Origin of the sequence: Gillisella terrae, from assembly GCF_004801395.1 — a bacterium.
GTDB classification, from domain to species: domain Bacteria; phylum Pseudomonadota; class Alphaproteobacteria; order Rhizobiales; family Rhizobiaceae; genus Allorhizobium; species Allorhizobium terrae.
Map to the genome: position 1 here is coordinate 73,355 of NZ_SSOA01000002.1, position 15,976 is coordinate 89,330.

At 52.6% G+C, this 15,976-nt stretch carries 17 protein-coding genes and 1 tRNA gene; 8 read left to right on the forward strand and 10 right to left on the reverse strand.

The annotated features are described in order from the left end of the window. Window positions 1–9: 9 nt before the first annotated feature. Entirely contained in the window at window positions 10–918 is a 909-nt protein-coding gene (locus E6C51_RS04070) for a LysR family transcriptional regulator (protein ID WP_146929870.1), read from the reverse strand. Window positions 919–1,022: 104 nt separating this feature from the next. Here E6C51_RS04070 and E6C51_RS04075 point away from each other — a divergent pair, with 104 nt between their 5' ends. The 3 genes from E6C51_RS04075 to E6C51_RS04085 all read left to right on the forward strand — a co-directional run bounded on the left by E6C51_RS04075 (window position 1,023) and on the right by E6C51_RS04085 (window position 2,831). Further along, window positions 1,023–1,235, forward strand: coding sequence for a hypothetical protein (locus E6C51_RS04075; RefSeq protein WP_190235135.1), 213 nt, complete (start codon window positions 1,023–1,025; stop codon window positions 1,233–1,235). 98 nt (window positions 1,236–1,333) lie between these two features. Next, window positions 1,334–1,561 carry a hypothetical protein gene (locus E6C51_RS04080; protein WP_146929863.1) on the forward strand — a complete coding sequence of 76 codons (228 nt, stop codon included), beginning with the start codon at window positions 1,334–1,336 and terminating at the stop codon, window positions 1,559–1,561. A gap of 250 nt (window positions 1,562–1,811) precedes the next feature. Continuing rightward, a complete protein-coding gene (locus E6C51_RS04085; RefSeq protein ID WP_146929860.1) occupies window positions 1,812–2,831 on the forward strand; it encodes a GlxA family transcriptional regulator in 1,020 nt (339 codons plus the stop codon). A 50-nt stretch (window positions 2,832–2,881) separates the two neighbouring features. On the opposite strand, the gene E6C51_RS04090 is transcribed toward E6C51_RS04085, so the two are convergent. The 6 genes from E6C51_RS04090 to pcsA form a co-directional block, all read right to left on the reverse strand. Beyond that, entirely contained in the window at window positions 2,882–3,205 is a 324-nt protein-coding gene (locus E6C51_RS04090; RefSeq protein WP_190235136.1) for a pentapeptide repeat-containing protein, read from the reverse strand. An 85-nt stretch (window positions 3,206–3,290) separates the two neighbouring features. Beyond that, on the reverse strand, window positions 3,291–4,364 hold the full coding sequence (locus tag E6C51_RS04095; protein ID WP_146929854.1) for a BMP family ABC transporter substrate-binding protein: 1,074 nt from the start codon (window positions 4,362–4,364) through the stop codon (window positions 3,291–3,293). 37 nt (window positions 4,365–4,401) lie between these two features. Then, window positions 4,402–5,319: an ABC transporter permease gene (locus E6C51_RS04100; protein ID WP_146929849.1), complete on the reverse strand. Its 918-nt coding sequence runs from the start codon at window positions 5,317–5,319 to the stop codon at window positions 4,402–4,404. Beyond that, the gene (locus E6C51_RS04105) at window positions 5,316–6,413 is read right to left on the reverse strand and encodes an ABC transporter permease (RefSeq protein WP_190235137.1); all 1,098 of its coding nucleotides are present in this window, start codon (window positions 6,411–6,413) and stop codon (window positions 5,316–5,318) included. Before E6C51_RS04105 ends, E6C51_RS04100 begins: the two co-directional genes overlap by 4 nt. Then, complete coding sequence (locus tag E6C51_RS04110; protein WP_190235470.1) at window positions 6,403–7,941, reverse strand: ABC transporter ATP-binding protein; 1,539 nt, start codon at window positions 7,939–7,941, stop codon at window positions 6,403–6,405. The genes E6C51_RS04105 and E6C51_RS04110 overlap by 11 nt, the downstream gene beginning before the upstream one ends. 317 nt (window positions 7,942–8,258) lie before the next feature. Then, window positions 8,259–8,984, reverse strand: coding sequence for a phosphatidylcholine synthase (gene pcsA, locus E6C51_RS04115; RefSeq protein ID WP_190235138.1), 726 nt, complete (start codon window positions 8,982–8,984; stop codon window positions 8,259–8,261). Window positions 8,985–9,278: 294 nt separating this feature from the next. Here pcsA and E6C51_RS04120 point away from each other — a divergent pair, with 294 nt between their 5' ends. Then, on the forward strand, window positions 9,279–10,487 hold the full coding sequence (locus E6C51_RS04120; RefSeq protein WP_190235139.1) for a UbiH/UbiF family hydroxylase: 1,209 nt from the start codon (window positions 9,279–9,281) through the stop codon (window positions 10,485–10,487). 18 nt (window positions 10,488–10,505) lie between these two features. Here E6C51_RS04120 and E6C51_RS04125 read toward each other — a convergent pair whose 3' ends face one another. Beyond that, complete coding sequence (locus tag E6C51_RS04125) at window positions 10,506–11,255, reverse strand: cytochrome c biogenesis CcdA family protein (RefSeq protein ID WP_190235140.1); 750 nt, start codon at window positions 11,253–11,255, stop codon at window positions 10,506–10,508. 202 nt (window positions 11,256–11,457) lie between these two features. Between E6C51_RS04125 and E6C51_RS04130 the strand changes: the two genes are divergently transcribed. Then, window positions 11,458–11,533, forward strand: a tRNA-Lys gene (locus tag E6C51_RS04130). Window positions 11,534–12,074: 541 nt separating this feature from the next. Then, window positions 12,075–12,287, forward strand: coding sequence for a cold-shock protein (locus tag E6C51_RS04135; protein WP_075640851.1), 213 nt, complete (start codon window positions 12,075–12,077; stop codon window positions 12,285–12,287). A 72-nt stretch (window positions 12,288–12,359) separates the two neighbouring features. On the opposite strand, the gene dusA is transcribed toward E6C51_RS04135, so the two are convergent. Both dusA and E6C51_RS04145 read right to left on the reverse strand, forming a co-directional pair. Then, window positions 12,360–13,388 (reverse strand): tRNA dihydrouridine(20/20a) synthase DusA, encoded by a 1,029-nt coding sequence (gene dusA, locus E6C51_RS04140; protein ID WP_407920776.1) that lies wholly within the window; start codon window positions 13,386–13,388, stop codon window positions 12,360–12,362. 147 nt (window positions 13,389–13,535) lie between these two features. Further along, the gene (locus E6C51_RS04145) at window positions 13,536–14,903 is read right to left on the reverse strand and encodes an enoyl ACP reductase FabMG family protein (RefSeq protein WP_190235142.1); all 1,368 of its coding nucleotides are present in this window, start codon (window positions 14,901–14,903) and stop codon (window positions 13,536–13,538) included. A 283-nt stretch (window positions 14,904–15,186) separates the two neighbouring features. On the opposite strand from E6C51_RS04145, the gene E6C51_RS04150 reads away from it, so the two are divergent. Next, window positions 15,187–15,426 (forward strand): hypothetical protein, encoded by a 240-nt coding sequence (locus E6C51_RS04150; RefSeq protein ID WP_146929808.1) that lies wholly within the window; start codon window positions 15,187–15,189, stop codon window positions 15,424–15,426. A 74-nt stretch (window positions 15,427–15,500) separates the two neighbouring features. Beyond that, window positions 15,501–15,938, forward strand: a complete 438-nt coding sequence (locus tag E6C51_RS04155) for a DUF1489 family protein (protein ID WP_146929805.1) — start codon at window positions 15,501–15,503, stop codon at window positions 15,936–15,938. Window positions 15,939–15,976: the final 38 nt, after the last annotated feature.

Here is a 15,976-nt window from a genome sequence, read left to right on the forward strand (position 1 = left end):
CAGGCTCTCCTATGCCGCCATGCACTGCGAGACAAAGCTTCGATCACCCAAAACACAGCGAACGTAATCGGCAACGGCGTTCACAGGCGCACTTGCATCATCGCGCAGCGCTATGCCGATATCATAGGTGCCAAGCTTCGGCAGTCCGTCGCGCTCTGTCAGCTCAACCATGTCATCTTGCAGCAGAAAGCGCGCCACCGGCGCAACAGCGATATCAGCGCGAATGGCTGCCATTTGCCCCATATGGTGACCACAGAAATAGGCGATCCGAAACGTCGTGCCTTGTTTGGTCAACTCATCTAGCGCGCGCTGGCGCCAGATACATCCCTCATTCCAGACAGAAACTGGCAAAGGTGATTTCAAATGGGCCTGACCGTGTTTTTTACCGGCCCACACCAGATCCTCAGTCATCACGCGCATCGATGGACTGGCCACGACACCATCGAGAAAGTTGAACAGCGTCACATCCAGCCGCTTTTCATCAATTGCCTTTTTGAGCGCAATGGAACTGTCAATCGTCACCTCAATGGCAAGATGCGGCCATGTCTGGGAGAGATGCACCAAAATACCGGGCAGGATCAGCTCGCCAATATCGTCAGGCGCGCCCAATCGCACCACACCGTTCATCTCTGGCATCAGAAACCGCGATACAGCTTCATTGCTCAGAGCAAGCATGCGTTTTGCATAACTTAGCAACATTTCGCCGTGCGGCGTCAGCGAAACTGAGCGCGCGTCACGGCGAAACAGTGAAACGGAAAGCTGTTCCTCAAGCTTTTTGATCTGCATGGACACAGCCGATGGCGTGCGAAACACCTGCTCCGCCGCAGCGGTAAAACTGCCTGTTTCTGAAATGGCGACAAATGTTCTGAGAACATCGTTCTCCAGCAAAGGCAAATTGGCAGACTGGATCAGCTTCATGATCTACCCTTCAGATTTTTTCATCTTAAAGATCATATCGTTTCGTTTGATTGAATGTCAATTCGGTTTCATGCTGTGTGGACGGTCACACAAGGAGAGATGTCATGGAAATTGTCCAGAAAGGGCGCCCACTCCACGTCGAGGTCCGCCAGAACACACGTCTGACAGCAATCAAAGAGTGGGTGCGAGGCCATCTCGAGCAAAGAAAGCGCAAGGCAAAGCGCGCGCAGACCATCGCTATCATCATGAACCTTCCGGAGGATATACGCCGCGATATTGGCATTGTTGATGATAGCTGGATGCACCAACAAAATTGATGAATACCATCAAAAACATTCGATTTATTGATAGGCGCAATGCTGTCATTTTAAACTGGCGATAGATGCCCGGCGGCATCGCGTTGAAGGAAAGGAAAATGGAGATGACTTATATCGCGCAGTGTTCGACACAGACGCACCCCCCACAGGTGCCAACCCTATTCACGACATTGGAGCGCATATTCCTGCGCTGGAAGGCGAGGTTTAACATCTGGAACGAGCAGCGAAAGCTGCTTCTCGCGCTCGAATCCATGCCTGTCGCCATGCGCAAAGATCTAGGCTGGCCTGCGATTGACGCAGAACGCTTGCCAGCAGCCGATCGATAATCATTTTGAACCACGGTGCCGAATGGCGAGAAATGTCATTTTTGTGATGAAAATCAATATTTGCCAATGGGATCGGTCTTTTCCCAACCCCATATGAGTGGCGCGTTGACGTTTATGGCCCGCCATTTTCATCCTATGGCTGATAAATATAAAATATTGCTGTCGTTATATGTCGTGATACTGTCGTATTTGGGCAATTGACTTATTTAAAAAATGTCAATTTTGCCGATCTCCACAGTATGGTGACGCTATGAGCAAAACGCCGATCAAAAAACGCAGCATAGTCTTTTTTCTGGTTCCAAATTTTACGCTTTTGCCATTTGCAGGTGCAGTCGAAACGCTGCGTATCGCGAACCGAATGTTGGGTTACAGCGCATACGAATGGCGGATCTGTTCTGTGGATGGCACCAAGGTGTCATCCTCGTCAGGTATCTGCATCGACGTGGATACAGCGCTCGCCGATGAGCGTCGCAAACTTTCCGGTGAAAACCGCCCCAATATGGCGATTGTCTGTTCGGGGGTCTATGTGGAAGAGTTTCACAATAAATCGGTCAATGCGTGGCTGCGGGAAGCCTATGGTCGCAATGTAGCCATTGGCAGTCTCTGTACGGGCTCTCATATTCTTGCTCAGGCGGGCCTTTTGAACGGCAAGCGCTGTGCGATCCATTGGGAAAACCTGCCTGGCTTTGCTGAAGCCTTCCCGCAAGCCGAGGTCTATGCGGACCTCTACGAGGTCGATGGCAATCTCTACACCTGCGCTGGCGGCACGGCATCTCTGGACATGATGCTGAATCTTATCGGTCAGGACTTTGGCGAGGCGTTGGTGAACAGGGTTTGCGAGCAGCATCTGACCGACCGCGTGCGCGCAGCCAGCGACCGCCAGCGTCTGCCGCTTCGTGCCCGCCTTGGTGTACAAAACAACAAGGTCTTGCAGATCATAGAATTGATGGAAGCCAGCCTTTCCGAGCCCATATCGCTGCTTGATATCGCCGATAAAGTTGATCTGTCCCGTCGCCAGATAGAGCGACTGTTTCAGCAGGAAATGGGCCGTTCCCCTGCCCGTTACTATCTGGAAATCCGACTTGACCGGGCTCGCCATTTGCTGGTGCAGTCCTCCATGCCGGTGGTGGAGGTTGCGGTGGCCTGCGGCTTCGTTTCCGCGTCGCATTTTTCAAAATGTTATCGCGAATTCTACAATCGTTCGCCCCAGCAAGAGCGCGCCGAGCGCAAACTGGCCGGTGCAAGCAGCAAACTCAAAATCGCCGCGTGATTTTTTTGAAAAGCCTCCGGTTTTCAACGGTGGCTTTTCAGGCAATTTACTCAAGCATCGTCTGCGGTATTCGACGCTGCGTGACTTGCTTTATAGACCGAAATCATTTTTTCCAATGAAATGCCGTCAATGGTGACACCCGTCAGGCGGCAATTTTCGATTTCAAGACCGGACAGGTTTGCATTTTGAAGCCGCGCACCCGATAGATTGACGTCGTTTAATTTCCAACCCGTCATATTGCTGTCATTGACGCGCGTGCCTGAAAAATTGATTTGGTTAAATTCGCTGCCAGACAGATTGGCATCATTGTATTGAGAACCAGACAGATTGGAATCATTCACGTCCAATTGCTCAGTCACACGATGAAGTTTCATTTCAATCACCTCAATCGATAAAAAGACCGCGCAACATGGGTGCTGCGCGGCCTCAACTTTCATCAACTCATGCGATTTCGCAAGCTTATTTTGGCAACTTGTCGTCTACGCCTTGAACGTAGAAGTTCATGCCAAGCAGTGTCGCATCGTCAGCCTTTTCGCCAGCCTTGAGCCAAGGTGTGCCGTCCTGCTTGGTGATTGGGCCGGTGAAGGGGTGCAACTCACCGGACTTGATCTTGGCTTCGGTCTCTTCGGCCAGCTTCTTCACATCGTCAGGCATGTTTGTGTATGGTGCCATGGTCAAAATACCATCCTTCAGGCCATCCCAGCTCTGCTCGGACTTCCATTTGCCATCCAGCAGTTCCTGTGTGCGCTTGATGTAATAAGCGCCCCAGGTGTCAACAATAGCGGTCAACTGCGATTTTGGACCAGCCTTGATCATGTCAGATGCCTGACCGAAAGCCTTGATGCCACGCTCTTCAGCCACTTGCATCGGTGCTGTGGTGTCGGTGTGCTGGGTGAGGATGTCTACGCCCTGATCGAGCAATGCCTTGGCAGCATCGGCTTCCTTGCCTGGATCGGCCCAGGAATTAACCCAGATGACCTTCATCTTGAAGTCTGGGTTTACAGATTTTGCGCCCTGTTCAAAGGCGTTGATACCCATAACCACTTCTGGGATCGGGAAGGATGCGATGTAGCCAGCCTCGCCCTTCTTGGACATTTTGCCAGCAATAACGCCAAGGATATAGCGGCCTTCATAGAAGCGCGAGTTGTAGGTCGCAACATTTGGAGCCGCCTTGAAGCCGGTTGCGTGCTCAAACTTTACCTTCGGGAATTTCTTGGCAACCTTGATGGTGGCGTCCATGAAGCCGAAGGATGTCGTGAAGATCATCTGGCAGTTGTCGCGTGCAAGGCGCTCAATTGCACGTTCTGCATCAGGGCCTTCCGGAACGTTTTCCAGATAAGGTGTGTCAATCTTGTCGCCAAAATGAGCCTGAAGCTCCTGACGGCCACGATCTTGCGCCTGTGTCCAGCCGCCGTCGGTCTTGCTGCCAACGTAAACGAAGCAGATCTTCGTTTTGTCAGCGGCAGATGCCGCAGCAGACATGGATAGCACTGTGGCAACGGTGGCTGCAAAAGCCAGTGTTAGTTTCTTCATAATTTCCCCTATTGGTTTGCAGGATAAATTGGCTCTTTCAGCGATCTGGGACAAAGGGCTTTCCGAGCGAAGCAGGTGTATTGATGAGCGTTGTACGTCGATTTTGCGATATAACCACCAAAACAACAATCGTGGCGGCATAAGGCAAAGCGGATAAAAATTGCGAAGGCAGCCCAATACCAAAGGCCTGAGCGTGAAGCTGGCCTATTGTGACCGCTCCGAAAAGATACCCTCCCGCCAGAACACGCCATGGCCGCCAGGACGCAAACACCACGAGCGCCAATGCAATCCAGCCGCGTCCGGCGGACATATTTTCCACCCATTGCGGTGTGTAGACAAGTGATAATTGCGCACCCGCCAAACCAGCACAAGCCCCGCCAAACATGACGGCAAGGTAGCGAACCTGAACAACCTTGAGCCCCAACGTATGCGCTGATGTGTGACTGTCACCTATTGCGCGCAGCATAAGCCCCGTGCGGCTTTTGAACAGGAACCAGTGAACGCCAATCACCAGAACAATCGAAAGATAGAAGAACAGGTCTTGATGGAAGAGTATCGGGCCAACAAACGGAATATCGGACAGAAACGGAATGGTGATGTCGGGCATGCGCACGCCGGGCTTCCCAACAAAGCTCTCGCCCAACTGTCCGGAAACGCCAAGACCCAAAATGGTCAAAGCCAAGCCTGTTGCAACCTGATTGGCCACCAGTGTGAGGGTCAGGAAAGCAAAGAGAAGCGAAAAAACAGCACCTGCCGCGATGCCAGCAAGAATACCGAGCAGCGGCGAGCCGGAAGAATAGGAGGCCGCAAAAGCGGCAACCGCCCCCATAATCATCATGCCTTCCACGCCGAGGTTCAAAACCCCTGCCCGCTCCGTGACCAGCTCACCCATGGCGGCAATGACCAGCGGCGTTGAGGCCGTGATAATCGTGAGCAGAATTGCTTCCAGAATCATGGGGTGCCTCCACCCAGCGCCGAGCGGGCCTTGGTCCAGACAATTCTGATTTTATAATAAATCAGCGTGTCGCAGGAAAGAACGAAAAACAGCAGCAAGCCTTGAAACACGCGCGTCACCTTATCGGACACGCCAATCGACAATTGCGCACCTTCGCCACCGAGATAGGTCAATGCCAATACCAAACCTGACGCAATAATGCCGAGCGGACTCAGACGTCCGAGAAAGGCGACGATAATGGCTGTGAAACCGTAGCCCGGCGAAATAGACGGCTGCAAGTGACCAATGGAACCAGACACTTCGGAAATGCCTGCAAGGCCGGCCAAGCCACCCGAAAACATCATGGAAAACCAAACCATACCCTTAGAGGAGAAGCCAGCAAACCGCCCGGCCCGCGCCGATTGCCCCAACACGGAGACTTCAAAGCCCTTCATGGTAAAGCGCACCATGAACCAGACAAGGATCGCCACGAGAATGGCAATAACAAAGCCCCAGTGTGCGCGGCCAGAATCCGGCCAGATCGCCGGAAGCACTGCCTCCTCGACAAATTCGCGTGTCTGGGGAAAGTTGAAGCCCTGCGGATCGCGCCACGGTCCGCGCGTAAGATAATCCAGCAGCAATTGGGCGATATAGACCAGCATCAAGCTGCTGAGAATCTCATTGGTATTGAACCTTGTTTTCAACAGCGCGGGAATGGCAGCGTAAAGTGCGCCGCCAACCGCGCCAAGCACCAGCATCAGCGGCAAAAGCAAAGGCGAATGCCATTCGTAGAAAATCACCGGTATGTAGCTGCCAACCAAAGCGCCAACGATAAATTGACCTTCCGCGCCGATATTCCAATTGTTTGAGCGATAGCAGATGGAAAGGCCAACACCGATGAGAATAAGGGGGGCTGCCTTGATGGCCAGCTCGTGCAGAGACCAGACTTGGGTCAACGGGTCGATGAAAAAGCTGTAAAGGGCGAAATACGGATCTTTGCCCATCAGCTTAAACATGATGCCGCCAAACAGCAGAGTCAGTACCAAAGCCAGCATTGGCGACGCGAAAGTGAAAAAAACAGACGCGCGTGCGCGCTTTTCAAGCTCAATGCGCATCTGCGCTCTCCAAGCCATGTATCCCGCCCATGAGCAACCCTATTTTTTCCCGTGTCATCGTGCGGGCCGGATAGATTTTAGACAGTTTGCCCTCAGAGATGGCGGCAATCGAGGTCGCCACCTCAAAAATTTCATCCAGATCCTGACTTATAATCACAACAGCAGAGCCATGCTTCGCCAGATTGACAAGTGCTTGTCTGATTCTGCTGGCAGCACCCGCATCCACACCCCACGTCGGTTGATTGACAACCAGCACGTCAGGCTGCCGATCCAGCTCTCTTCCAACAATGAATTTTTGCAGATTACCGCCAGAGAGTGATCCCGCCAACGGATCATCTCCGCTTTTGCGCACATCCATTTCCGCACAAATCTGGCTGGTGACATCTTTAAGAGCGTTGCGGCTGATCAGGCCGAGCATGCCTTTTACAAACCGCGCCCGATCGGAGCCATGTCTCGCAAGCAACAGGTTTTCTGAAAGTGTAAATGTCGTGATGGCTGCGTGGCCATGGCGCTCCTCTGGTACAAAACCTGCGCCCAACAAACGCCGCTCATTGATGCCCGATTGACCTGCGGCTTGCCCGGAGATTTTTATGGATTGGTGATTTCTCACCGGATATTCGCCCGAAATCGCGTCAAACAGCTCGCTTTGGCCATTGCCAGCCACACCTGCAATGCCAAGAATCTCGCCAGCACGTACACTCAGAGAAACGCCTTTCAGCGCCATGGCAAAGGGGGTGCGTGGTGGCACATTCAGATCCGTGACACACAAAAGCTCATCACCGAATTCAGGGGCGGCTTCCTGGATTACGCCAGCCACATCACCGCCAACCATCAGGCTCGCCAATGATGCTGCCGTTTCCTTGCGAGGCTCACAGGCACCGACCACCTTGCCGTGTCGCAGCACCGTTGCGCGATCGCAAATCCGCTGCACCTCATCCAGACGATGGCTGATGTAGAGAACCGACCGGCCTTCCGCTTTCAACTTGTCGAGCGTCTCAAACAGCCTGTCAGCTTCTTGCGGGGTGAGAACAGAGGTTGGCTCGTCCAAAATGATCAGTTTAGGGTTTTGCAAAAGCGCCCGAACAATTTCAATGCGCTGGCGTTCGCCCACCGACAAATCGGCCACATGGGAATTGGGATCAAGCGGCAACCCGTAGGAGATGGAAAGGGCGCGTGCTTTTTCCGAAATATCGGCGATAGAGACGGACTGATCCAGTGAAAGCGCGATATTCTCAGCAACAGTCAGAGCTTCAAACAGGGAAAAGTGCTGAAACACCATGCCAATACCCAGTTTGCGTGCTTGCGCGGGCGTGGCAATGTTCACATGATCGCCGTTCCAGACAATATCGCCGCTATTGGGGGCAAGAACACCAAACAGCATTTTGACCAGAGTGGATTTTCCGGCACCATTTTCACCCAGCAATGCATGAATTTCTCCGGGGCTGATCTCGAGATCAATCCCATCGCAAGCCGTGAAAGAACCGAACCGTTTCGTCAACTTCCGCACAGAAAGCAGCGAAGCATTCATCGATTCCTGACTGTGCGACACCTTACCCCCTTTGTCTCATCCGGCATGACACCGCTGGAACGAAATGTAAAACTGTACAAATTCCAAAGCCTGGAATCGTTATTACTACAGCGCTGCTCGCTACATTGGGCGCATCAAAGCTTCACTGTAGATTTCCATGGTTTTGTGCAATTGTTCAAACCAATTCAGATCTAAACAAGCATGCAACGCCGCCAACGGACCTATTACACTGCATTGATACTGACTTTAGCGTATCACACAACCGTCATACCGACTATTTTTTAGATGGTGCCATAAAATCAGGCAAAATTGGAAGATTAATTTCGGCCCAGGTTCGGAAAAATCTGCAAAATACCACCGATAACATAGAGATAGACGCCAGTTGCGACGAAGGGGACCAGCACGAAAAACGGTGTGGAAAAATCCATCAGCAGTGCATATATGCCCAAAGCACTCCACACGAAGAAGACGCCCAGATTGATAGCGCGCAATCGCTTCACACGCACAGGGTGGAGAAAGTTGATGGGCAGGAACGTCAGAAGAACCGAGATCACCACAACCGTCATCGCTGTTGTTGCCGAGGCATCAACAACAAACAGGCTGAAGATCACCATATTCCACACCACCGGGAAGCCGGAGAAGAAATACTCTTCGGTTTTCATGCCTGTATCAGCATAATAAATTGCGCTTGATACAACAATCATTCCCGCCGCAACAAATGACCAAGGCTGCCCGATCATGCCGCTTTGATAAAGCGCAAAAGCAGGCAACAGCACGTAGGTCACATAATCAATGATGTTATCAAGTGTATCGCCTGACCAATTGGGTAGCACTTCCTTCACCCTCACCTTACGGGCAATTGGGCCATCTATGCCATCGACCAACAGGGCAAGCCCCAACCACCAGAACATGCTGGTAAAATTTTTATCGGCGGCAGCCACAACGCCCAAAAATGCGAGAAACGATCCTGATGCCGTAAGAATATGCACGGAAAAGGCGCGGATCTCCGCATAGGGTACACGCTTGTAGTTGAAAATCTTCATGGTTCGCCGGTATCTGTCCCTATGGTCGGTGAGCGCGATATTCTCCGAATTCCTTTCAAATGCAACCTTTCAAACGACGCCTTGTGGCTTTCAAAGCGTAAACCCTCCGTTTTTTGGGGATTTTTATTGCCATCCTTTAGGGATTTTCTCGCGCACTGCGCCAATTCGGCCCATGGATTTTGCGCATGTTCAGCATTACATCTACCATGTTGCGCGCGCTATGTGGCGCATAAAGGTCCGCTGTAGCGCTTCATATCGCGCGATGCAGTTGGAAAGACCATCAAGGAGCAGGCTGTGGAAAAAAAAGAGGTCGTTATCGTTGGAGCAGGTCTTGCCGGTTCGGTGGCAGCGATTGCGCTATCTCGACGCGGGCGCAAAGTAGCCCTCGTGTGCGGCAAGGCCCATGTTCAAGATCGGCGTACAACGGCCCTGATGGATCAATCGATTCGTTTTTTGGATCGCCTTGGCCTTTGGGAGGAGCTGAAGCCCAAAGCCGAAGCCCTTTCGACCATGCGAATCATTGATGGCACCCGGCGCTTGTTGCGCGCTCCACCGGCTAATTTTCTGAGTTCGGAAATCGACCTGCCCGCTTTTGGCTATAATTTCAACAATACGGATCTGTTGACCACGTTTGAAACGGCGATTGCGCGTGAGCCAAACATTACACTCTATCGCACCAACGCATCCTCGGTTCATTTTGGCAATGATGATGCCATGGTGACGCTTGATGATGGAACCGAGCTTGGCGCTGACCTGATTATTGGCGCAGACGGACGTAAGTCCATGACGCGCGAAGCGGCTGGCGTGTCTGTGCGCACCTGGTCTTACCCACAAACGGCGGTAGTGCTCAATTTTGCCCACGCTTTGCCGCACAATAATACATCCACAGAATTCCACACGGAATCAGGGCCTTTCACGCAGGTGCCTCTGCGCGGCAACCGCTCCAGCCTGGTGTGGGTGGTGCAGCCCACGGAGGCTGAGCGCTTGATGGCCATGCCGGTCGAAGAACTGAGCAGCGTTGTGGAAGAGCGCATGCAATCCTTGCTCGGCAAGGTGACCGTTGAGGATGGCGTACAGGCATGGCCTTTGTCGGGCATGACAGCTTTGCGCTATGGCAAGGGGCGCGCGGCCTTTGTGGGTGAAGCAGCCCACGCCTTTCCTCCAATCGGAGCCCAAGGGCTGAACCTCAGCCTGCGCGACGTTATGGTGCTTGACGATCTGGTGGGTGAAGATCTGAGCAAGCCGATTGGAGCAACAATCGGCAGTCGTTTCGACCGCCGCCGCAAGGTGGATGTCTTGAGCAGAACCGCCAGTGTCGATTTGCTAAACCGTTCGTTGCTGTCGCCATTTCTGCCGGTTCAGATGGTGCGGGCGGCAGGCATTCATCTGCTTTCCAGCCTCTCACCGCTTCGCCAGTTTGTGATGCGCGAAGGCGTAGCTCCGGGGACGGGACTGGGCGCATTTCCTGAAATGCTGCGAAGCAAGATCACGTCGCGATTTTAAAGCCTGCCAGAGAGTGCATCATCCGATTCGGGAGAGAATCGGAAAGCTCTGCTGAAACCAGATTGCTAAATCGGTGACGAATCCGAAGATAAAAGCGAGGCCTGTCAGCACCAGCAGCAGGCCCATCAGCTTTTCGACCAGACCAAGATGACGGCGAAAGCGCGTTAGAAACCGCATGAACGCCCCGGAAAAGCCAGCGGCAATCCAAAACGGAATAGCCAGTCCCAGCGAATAGATGGCCAGCAATACAGCGCCCTGCCCCACAGTGTCCCGGGCGGCGGCCACAGCAAGGATAGCGCCCAGCACGGGACCGATACAGGGCGTCCAGCCGAAGGCGAAAGCAAGACCCATCACATACGCGCCTGTGAGCGTCGCAGGTTTGCCGCCGCTTGAAAATCGGGCTTCGCGGGCCAGAAGACCAATGCGAAAAAGCCCAAGAAAATTCAGACCCATGATGATGATGATAACACCGCCGATCTTGGAGAGAATATCAAGATGCTGGCGTAACATCATGCCAATTGTGGAGGCACCGGCCCCAAGCGCCACAAACACTGTGGCAAATCCGAGGGTAAAGCACAGCGCAGAAAAGATAACGCCGCTGCGCATGCGTGTATCGAGAGCCACCGTCGAGCCGCCTCTAAACTGCTCAACACTCACGCCAGCCATGTAACAAAGGTAAGGTGGCACCAAGGGTAAAACGCAGGGCGACAAGAAGGATAACGTGCCCGCGATGAGCGCCGTTAAAAACGGTATTTCAGCAATAGACACGACTTCCCCCGAAACATTACCAGACGCAGCACATGTTGCACGTGGTAGCGCTGTTTGCCATCACATGCCAATCATCTTTTTTTGCTGTTTCATAACAATGACCTGTTAAAAAGCTGCAAAATCTCACTTTTTTAGGTTGACCCAAAACATCCGCGTGACTATGTTCCGGCCACTTCCTGAGGCGCTGGTTCGCCTCACTTGGGAGAGCGTAGCTCAGCCGGTAGAGCAACTGACTTTTAATCAGTAGGTCATGGGTTCGAATCCCATCGCTCTCACCATTTTTCAGAAAATTTGAGATTGAATACCGGTGATATTTTATCTTGGTGCCTCTGGCGCTCGATAATCCCTTCATGCTCCATGCATCCAGCAATGCATTACAAGATGCCGCTTTTGCGCATGGCGGTGGCCTCGACTCACATGGCAGGAAGCAGGATCGGAAGCATGAGGGCCGTCATGATGATGGAAAAAATCCACCCTTAATATTTATTGGATTTTGCTGAGTGTCCCAAAATATCTGATTTCATACCAGGCGCGAGAGCGCGTATTTTGAGGTCAAACCTTCATATATGCTTGCTGCATTGGCAGATTTCCTATAAATCTTCACACGTTCGGGTATTTATGATCCCGGAGACTGGACTGATTGTATCACCGCGACTGGCTTGATGGCTCTGCGGCGCTGGAGGCTTAACCTCCGATGGTAGACGTCTTTTCCCCGTTATCTCGACTACCGACCTGCCTCTTTGTGAAAGGGGCGATCAATGTTTCATCCGGGTACCGGGCGAAGCAATACAAAAAACTCAAGGGAAAAGGACTTATCCCATGGCCATTAAAGGCGTTGTAAAATTCTTCAATCAGGACAAGGGCTTCGGCTTCATCACTCCAGAAGGCGGCGCGAAGGACGTTTTCGTTCACATTTCCGCTCTTCAGGCTGCTGGCATTCAGACTCTGCGCGACGGTCAGGAAGTAACTTTCGACACAGAAGCTGACCGCATGGGCAAGGGCCCTAAGGCTGTAAACATCAGCGCTGCTTGATTGTTTCGCCTTCGCCCTTTCGGCGAGGTTATTTTGAACGGCGCTCCTATGGGAGCGCCGTTTTTGTTTGAATTATGCAGACCTGACCAGTCCAGACTGGATATCAACGGCCGCGAAAGCCTGTGCAATAACCTCTGGCCCCGCACCGGGCTTAGGTCCATCTGCCGACAAAATCTGGCGAAACCGTCTGGCACCTGCGAAGCCTTGAAACAGACCCACCATATGCCGCGTCAAATGCACAAGCCTGCCGCCTTGCGCAATATGGCGCGCTGCCTGTTCCATCATCGAATCGCGGATTGCATCCCAATCGGTTGGCGTTTCCGGGCCGCCATAGATATGAGAATCGACTGCGGTTAAAATGGTTGCATTATTATACGCCGCACGGCCCAGCATGACGCCATCAACATGCTTGAGATGCTCCGATGCGTCATCCAGCGTGGCAATTCCACCATTGATGCCAATAAATAGGTCAGGGTTCTCTTCGCGCATGCGATAGACCAATGCGTAGTCGAGCGGCGGAACCTCGCGATTTTCCTTGGGGCTCAGGCCTTTAAGCCAGGCTTTGCGCGCGTGTATCCAGATTGCATCCGCCCCTGCCCCAATCATCCGCTTGAGAAAATCGGGCAGAACCTCTTCCGGCTGTTGATCATCCACACCGATTCGGCATTTTACCGTCACCGGAACCGTCGTCGCTGTCTTCATCGCGCGTATGCCAGCTTCAACGGTCTCCGGCTCGCGCATCAAACACGCACCAAAGGTTCCCGCCTGTACGCGATCAGACGGACAGCCGACATTGAGATTGAGCTCATCATATCCCCAATCGTTGGCAATCCGCACCGCTTCTGCCAGCTTATGCGGGTCTGAGCCACCCAATTGCAAAGCCAGCGGATGTTCGCTGGCATCAAAATCCAGCAATCGATCACGCTTGCCATGAAGAATAGCATCAGCAACGATCATTTCAGTATAGAGCAACGCTTTGCGTGTCAGGAGTCGATGGAATCTCCGACAAAATGTATCGGTCCAGTCGATCATAGGCGCAACAGCAAACACCTTGCCATTGGAATAGTGTGAAAACCCCGAATTTGCGGGCTTTTCGGCCATGGTGGTCATGTCTCGTCTTCTCTCATTCTCGCACACCAATACCCCTCACCATAGACAATGATGAGGGGTCAAAGCGGAAATAGCTCGCGTCCGTATAGAACGAAACGAAGAGATTACCAAACAGATCCCAGCAGGGCTGCTATGCTATCAAGCAACTTCGAGGTCAGAGAATTTTGTCCCTGTCACGCTTGTTGCAGATTGGGCATGCGACGTGTTCAGTCTGCGTGCAACGATATCGTGGTTGAGCCACTGAACCGGAGCGGAAGGATTTGATGATTCTGCAAAAATCAACTGCCCCGTTGCCTCGACCACCAAAGCACTCAGCAAATCACTGATCATCACCTTGTTGTCACGATGCATTTGCGTGATCTCGTTGGAGGTTCCGATGGTGAGATCCGCTTGCTCCTGGCTGTTGGCCATTGGCCAGGCCGAGAAGTCATAGAACGGACGCATGACAGCGCTTGCCTGCATATTGCCGATCTTGAGGAAAACATCCTCCAGAGTGTGACCGTCTGCAAGAAGTTGCTCGCAAGCCTTCCACTGCTCGGCGGCCCATTCGCCACCATTTTCTTTTTTCAAAGCAAGCAGCAAAGGAATCAAGGGCAGCTCGATACCTGTGAAGACATCCGAGGAATTGGTGCGGATTTCCGGGCAGTTGTAGACCGTAGCTTTTACGCCGTCTGCCCATGCCTGCTTGGCGATATTTTCCAGCCGCATCTTGGCATAGCCCTGCGTATAATTGGTGTAGGTCTGCCAACGATAATTTCCATCAATCAGCACGGCTGTTCCGTGATAGCCATAGGCCGTGTAGCGGACCTGACCGCCCGATGCTTGCACGCGCTCACGAATAGCTGCGCTGAAATCAATCAGATGCTTGAAGGTGTTGGCAGACACCTCGTCAAAATTCTGCAAAATGAGTTTGCCCATATCGCTATCAAGCAACGCCTGCGACGACATGTGACGGGAGCCGCGACCCTTGTAGATCCGGTTCGCCAAAACCAGAAACACCTTGGCCTTCGGGATGCCGCCAGCCATGGTGTGCGCAAAAAACACATTGCGGCCATCAGCGATCATGCCATCAAGAACGCTCATGACCTGAGTAAGTGCCGACGTAAAACGCTCCGTACCTATCGCACGACACCTTGCGATGTGGTCCCAATCCAGCTTCTCCTGTTCCCAGCCTTCCAGCGTCATATTGGCCAGAAGATCGGTTGGGGTCGGGGTGCCAGCGGGCGCATCAAGGTCAAAACCGGCCATGAGCGGCACATTGATGATCTTGCCACCCAGCCGGGCTTCTGCCTCAGCCAGCTCTTGATCATTGAGCGGGCGCAAAACGTTATTTTCGTCGCGCCGTCCAACGGTGATTCCAACAATGTCCATACCTGCGCGCCGGGCTTCTTCCAGCAATCCGGTCGCATATCCACGACCAAACAATTCTCCAAAAAGAACGAAAACGTCGCCCTTGCGGAACACGGTATTTTCGGAAAGGCGATTCAACGCGACCGGGTTTTCCATGCTTTGCACTCTTCTTCTCTTCAATGTTCAGCGACAGCCAACGGGAGCTTTGATAGTGACATGACCGCATTATCGTCAAATGGAAAGTCATATTAAGTAAACGTACATTTCAGAACGTGAAGTGCCTCGCATGTGGACAGGGTTGCAGATCGTGCGTTGACCTGCCGCAAAAGGAAGCGAGATTCGTCTACACTCGGGTATTCCGCCATGCGCTTTATCGGCAGAACTGCTTGACTCCGCACCATATCAAGAACATAAAAGGAACAAACGAAAGAGAAAAGCCATGTCAGACGCCGAGAAAATCATTATTGTTCAATTTAAAAAAAATCGCGCCGGAATTGTTCCTGGAGATATTCGGCAGGCGTCCAGTGTTGCGTCGGCAGAGAAAATCGCGAGTTCCATGGCCTCCCGCTGCATAGGTGTAGCCGCCTACGCGGTTACTGTGGATGAAGAGAGCGGTGGAATGACGAATCCAAGATTGCTTGTCTCGCATGGCGAGATTTCCGATCTGATGCCGGATTAATATCATGTTTAATGCTGGCGCTTTCCCATTCGAGCAGGCTTGACGGGCGCGCGCAAAACTATATTTCGTCTGCTATGGCGCTTCATTTGATTAAACTATGTGTCGGTGCGGAAAGTATCGACGATTTGAAACATTGGGTGGCGGAACGCTCCCTTGTGGCGATGGCGGCTGGGCTATCACCACAAAGCTCGCATGTAACACGCATGGTGCCCAAGCGGGTTGATGAGTTGCTGGATGGCGGCTCCCTTTACTGGATCATCAAGGGTCAGGTTTCGGCGCGGCAAAAAATATTGGATGTCGTGAGCTTCACGGATAGTGATGGCATAAACCGTTGCGAGCTGGTTTTAGGGCCTGAGGTGATTGAAACCACCCCTGCACCGCGCAGACCGTTCCAGGGGTGGCGCTACCTGTCGGAGGCAGATGCACCGCGCGATCTGTCGGCTGGCGGTGCCCAGATCGATGACATGCCGGATGATATGAAGCGAGAACTGGCCGAGCTTGGATTGTTATAAACCTCTATGACAGAAAGGCTTTCCCGGTTATGGCGCTG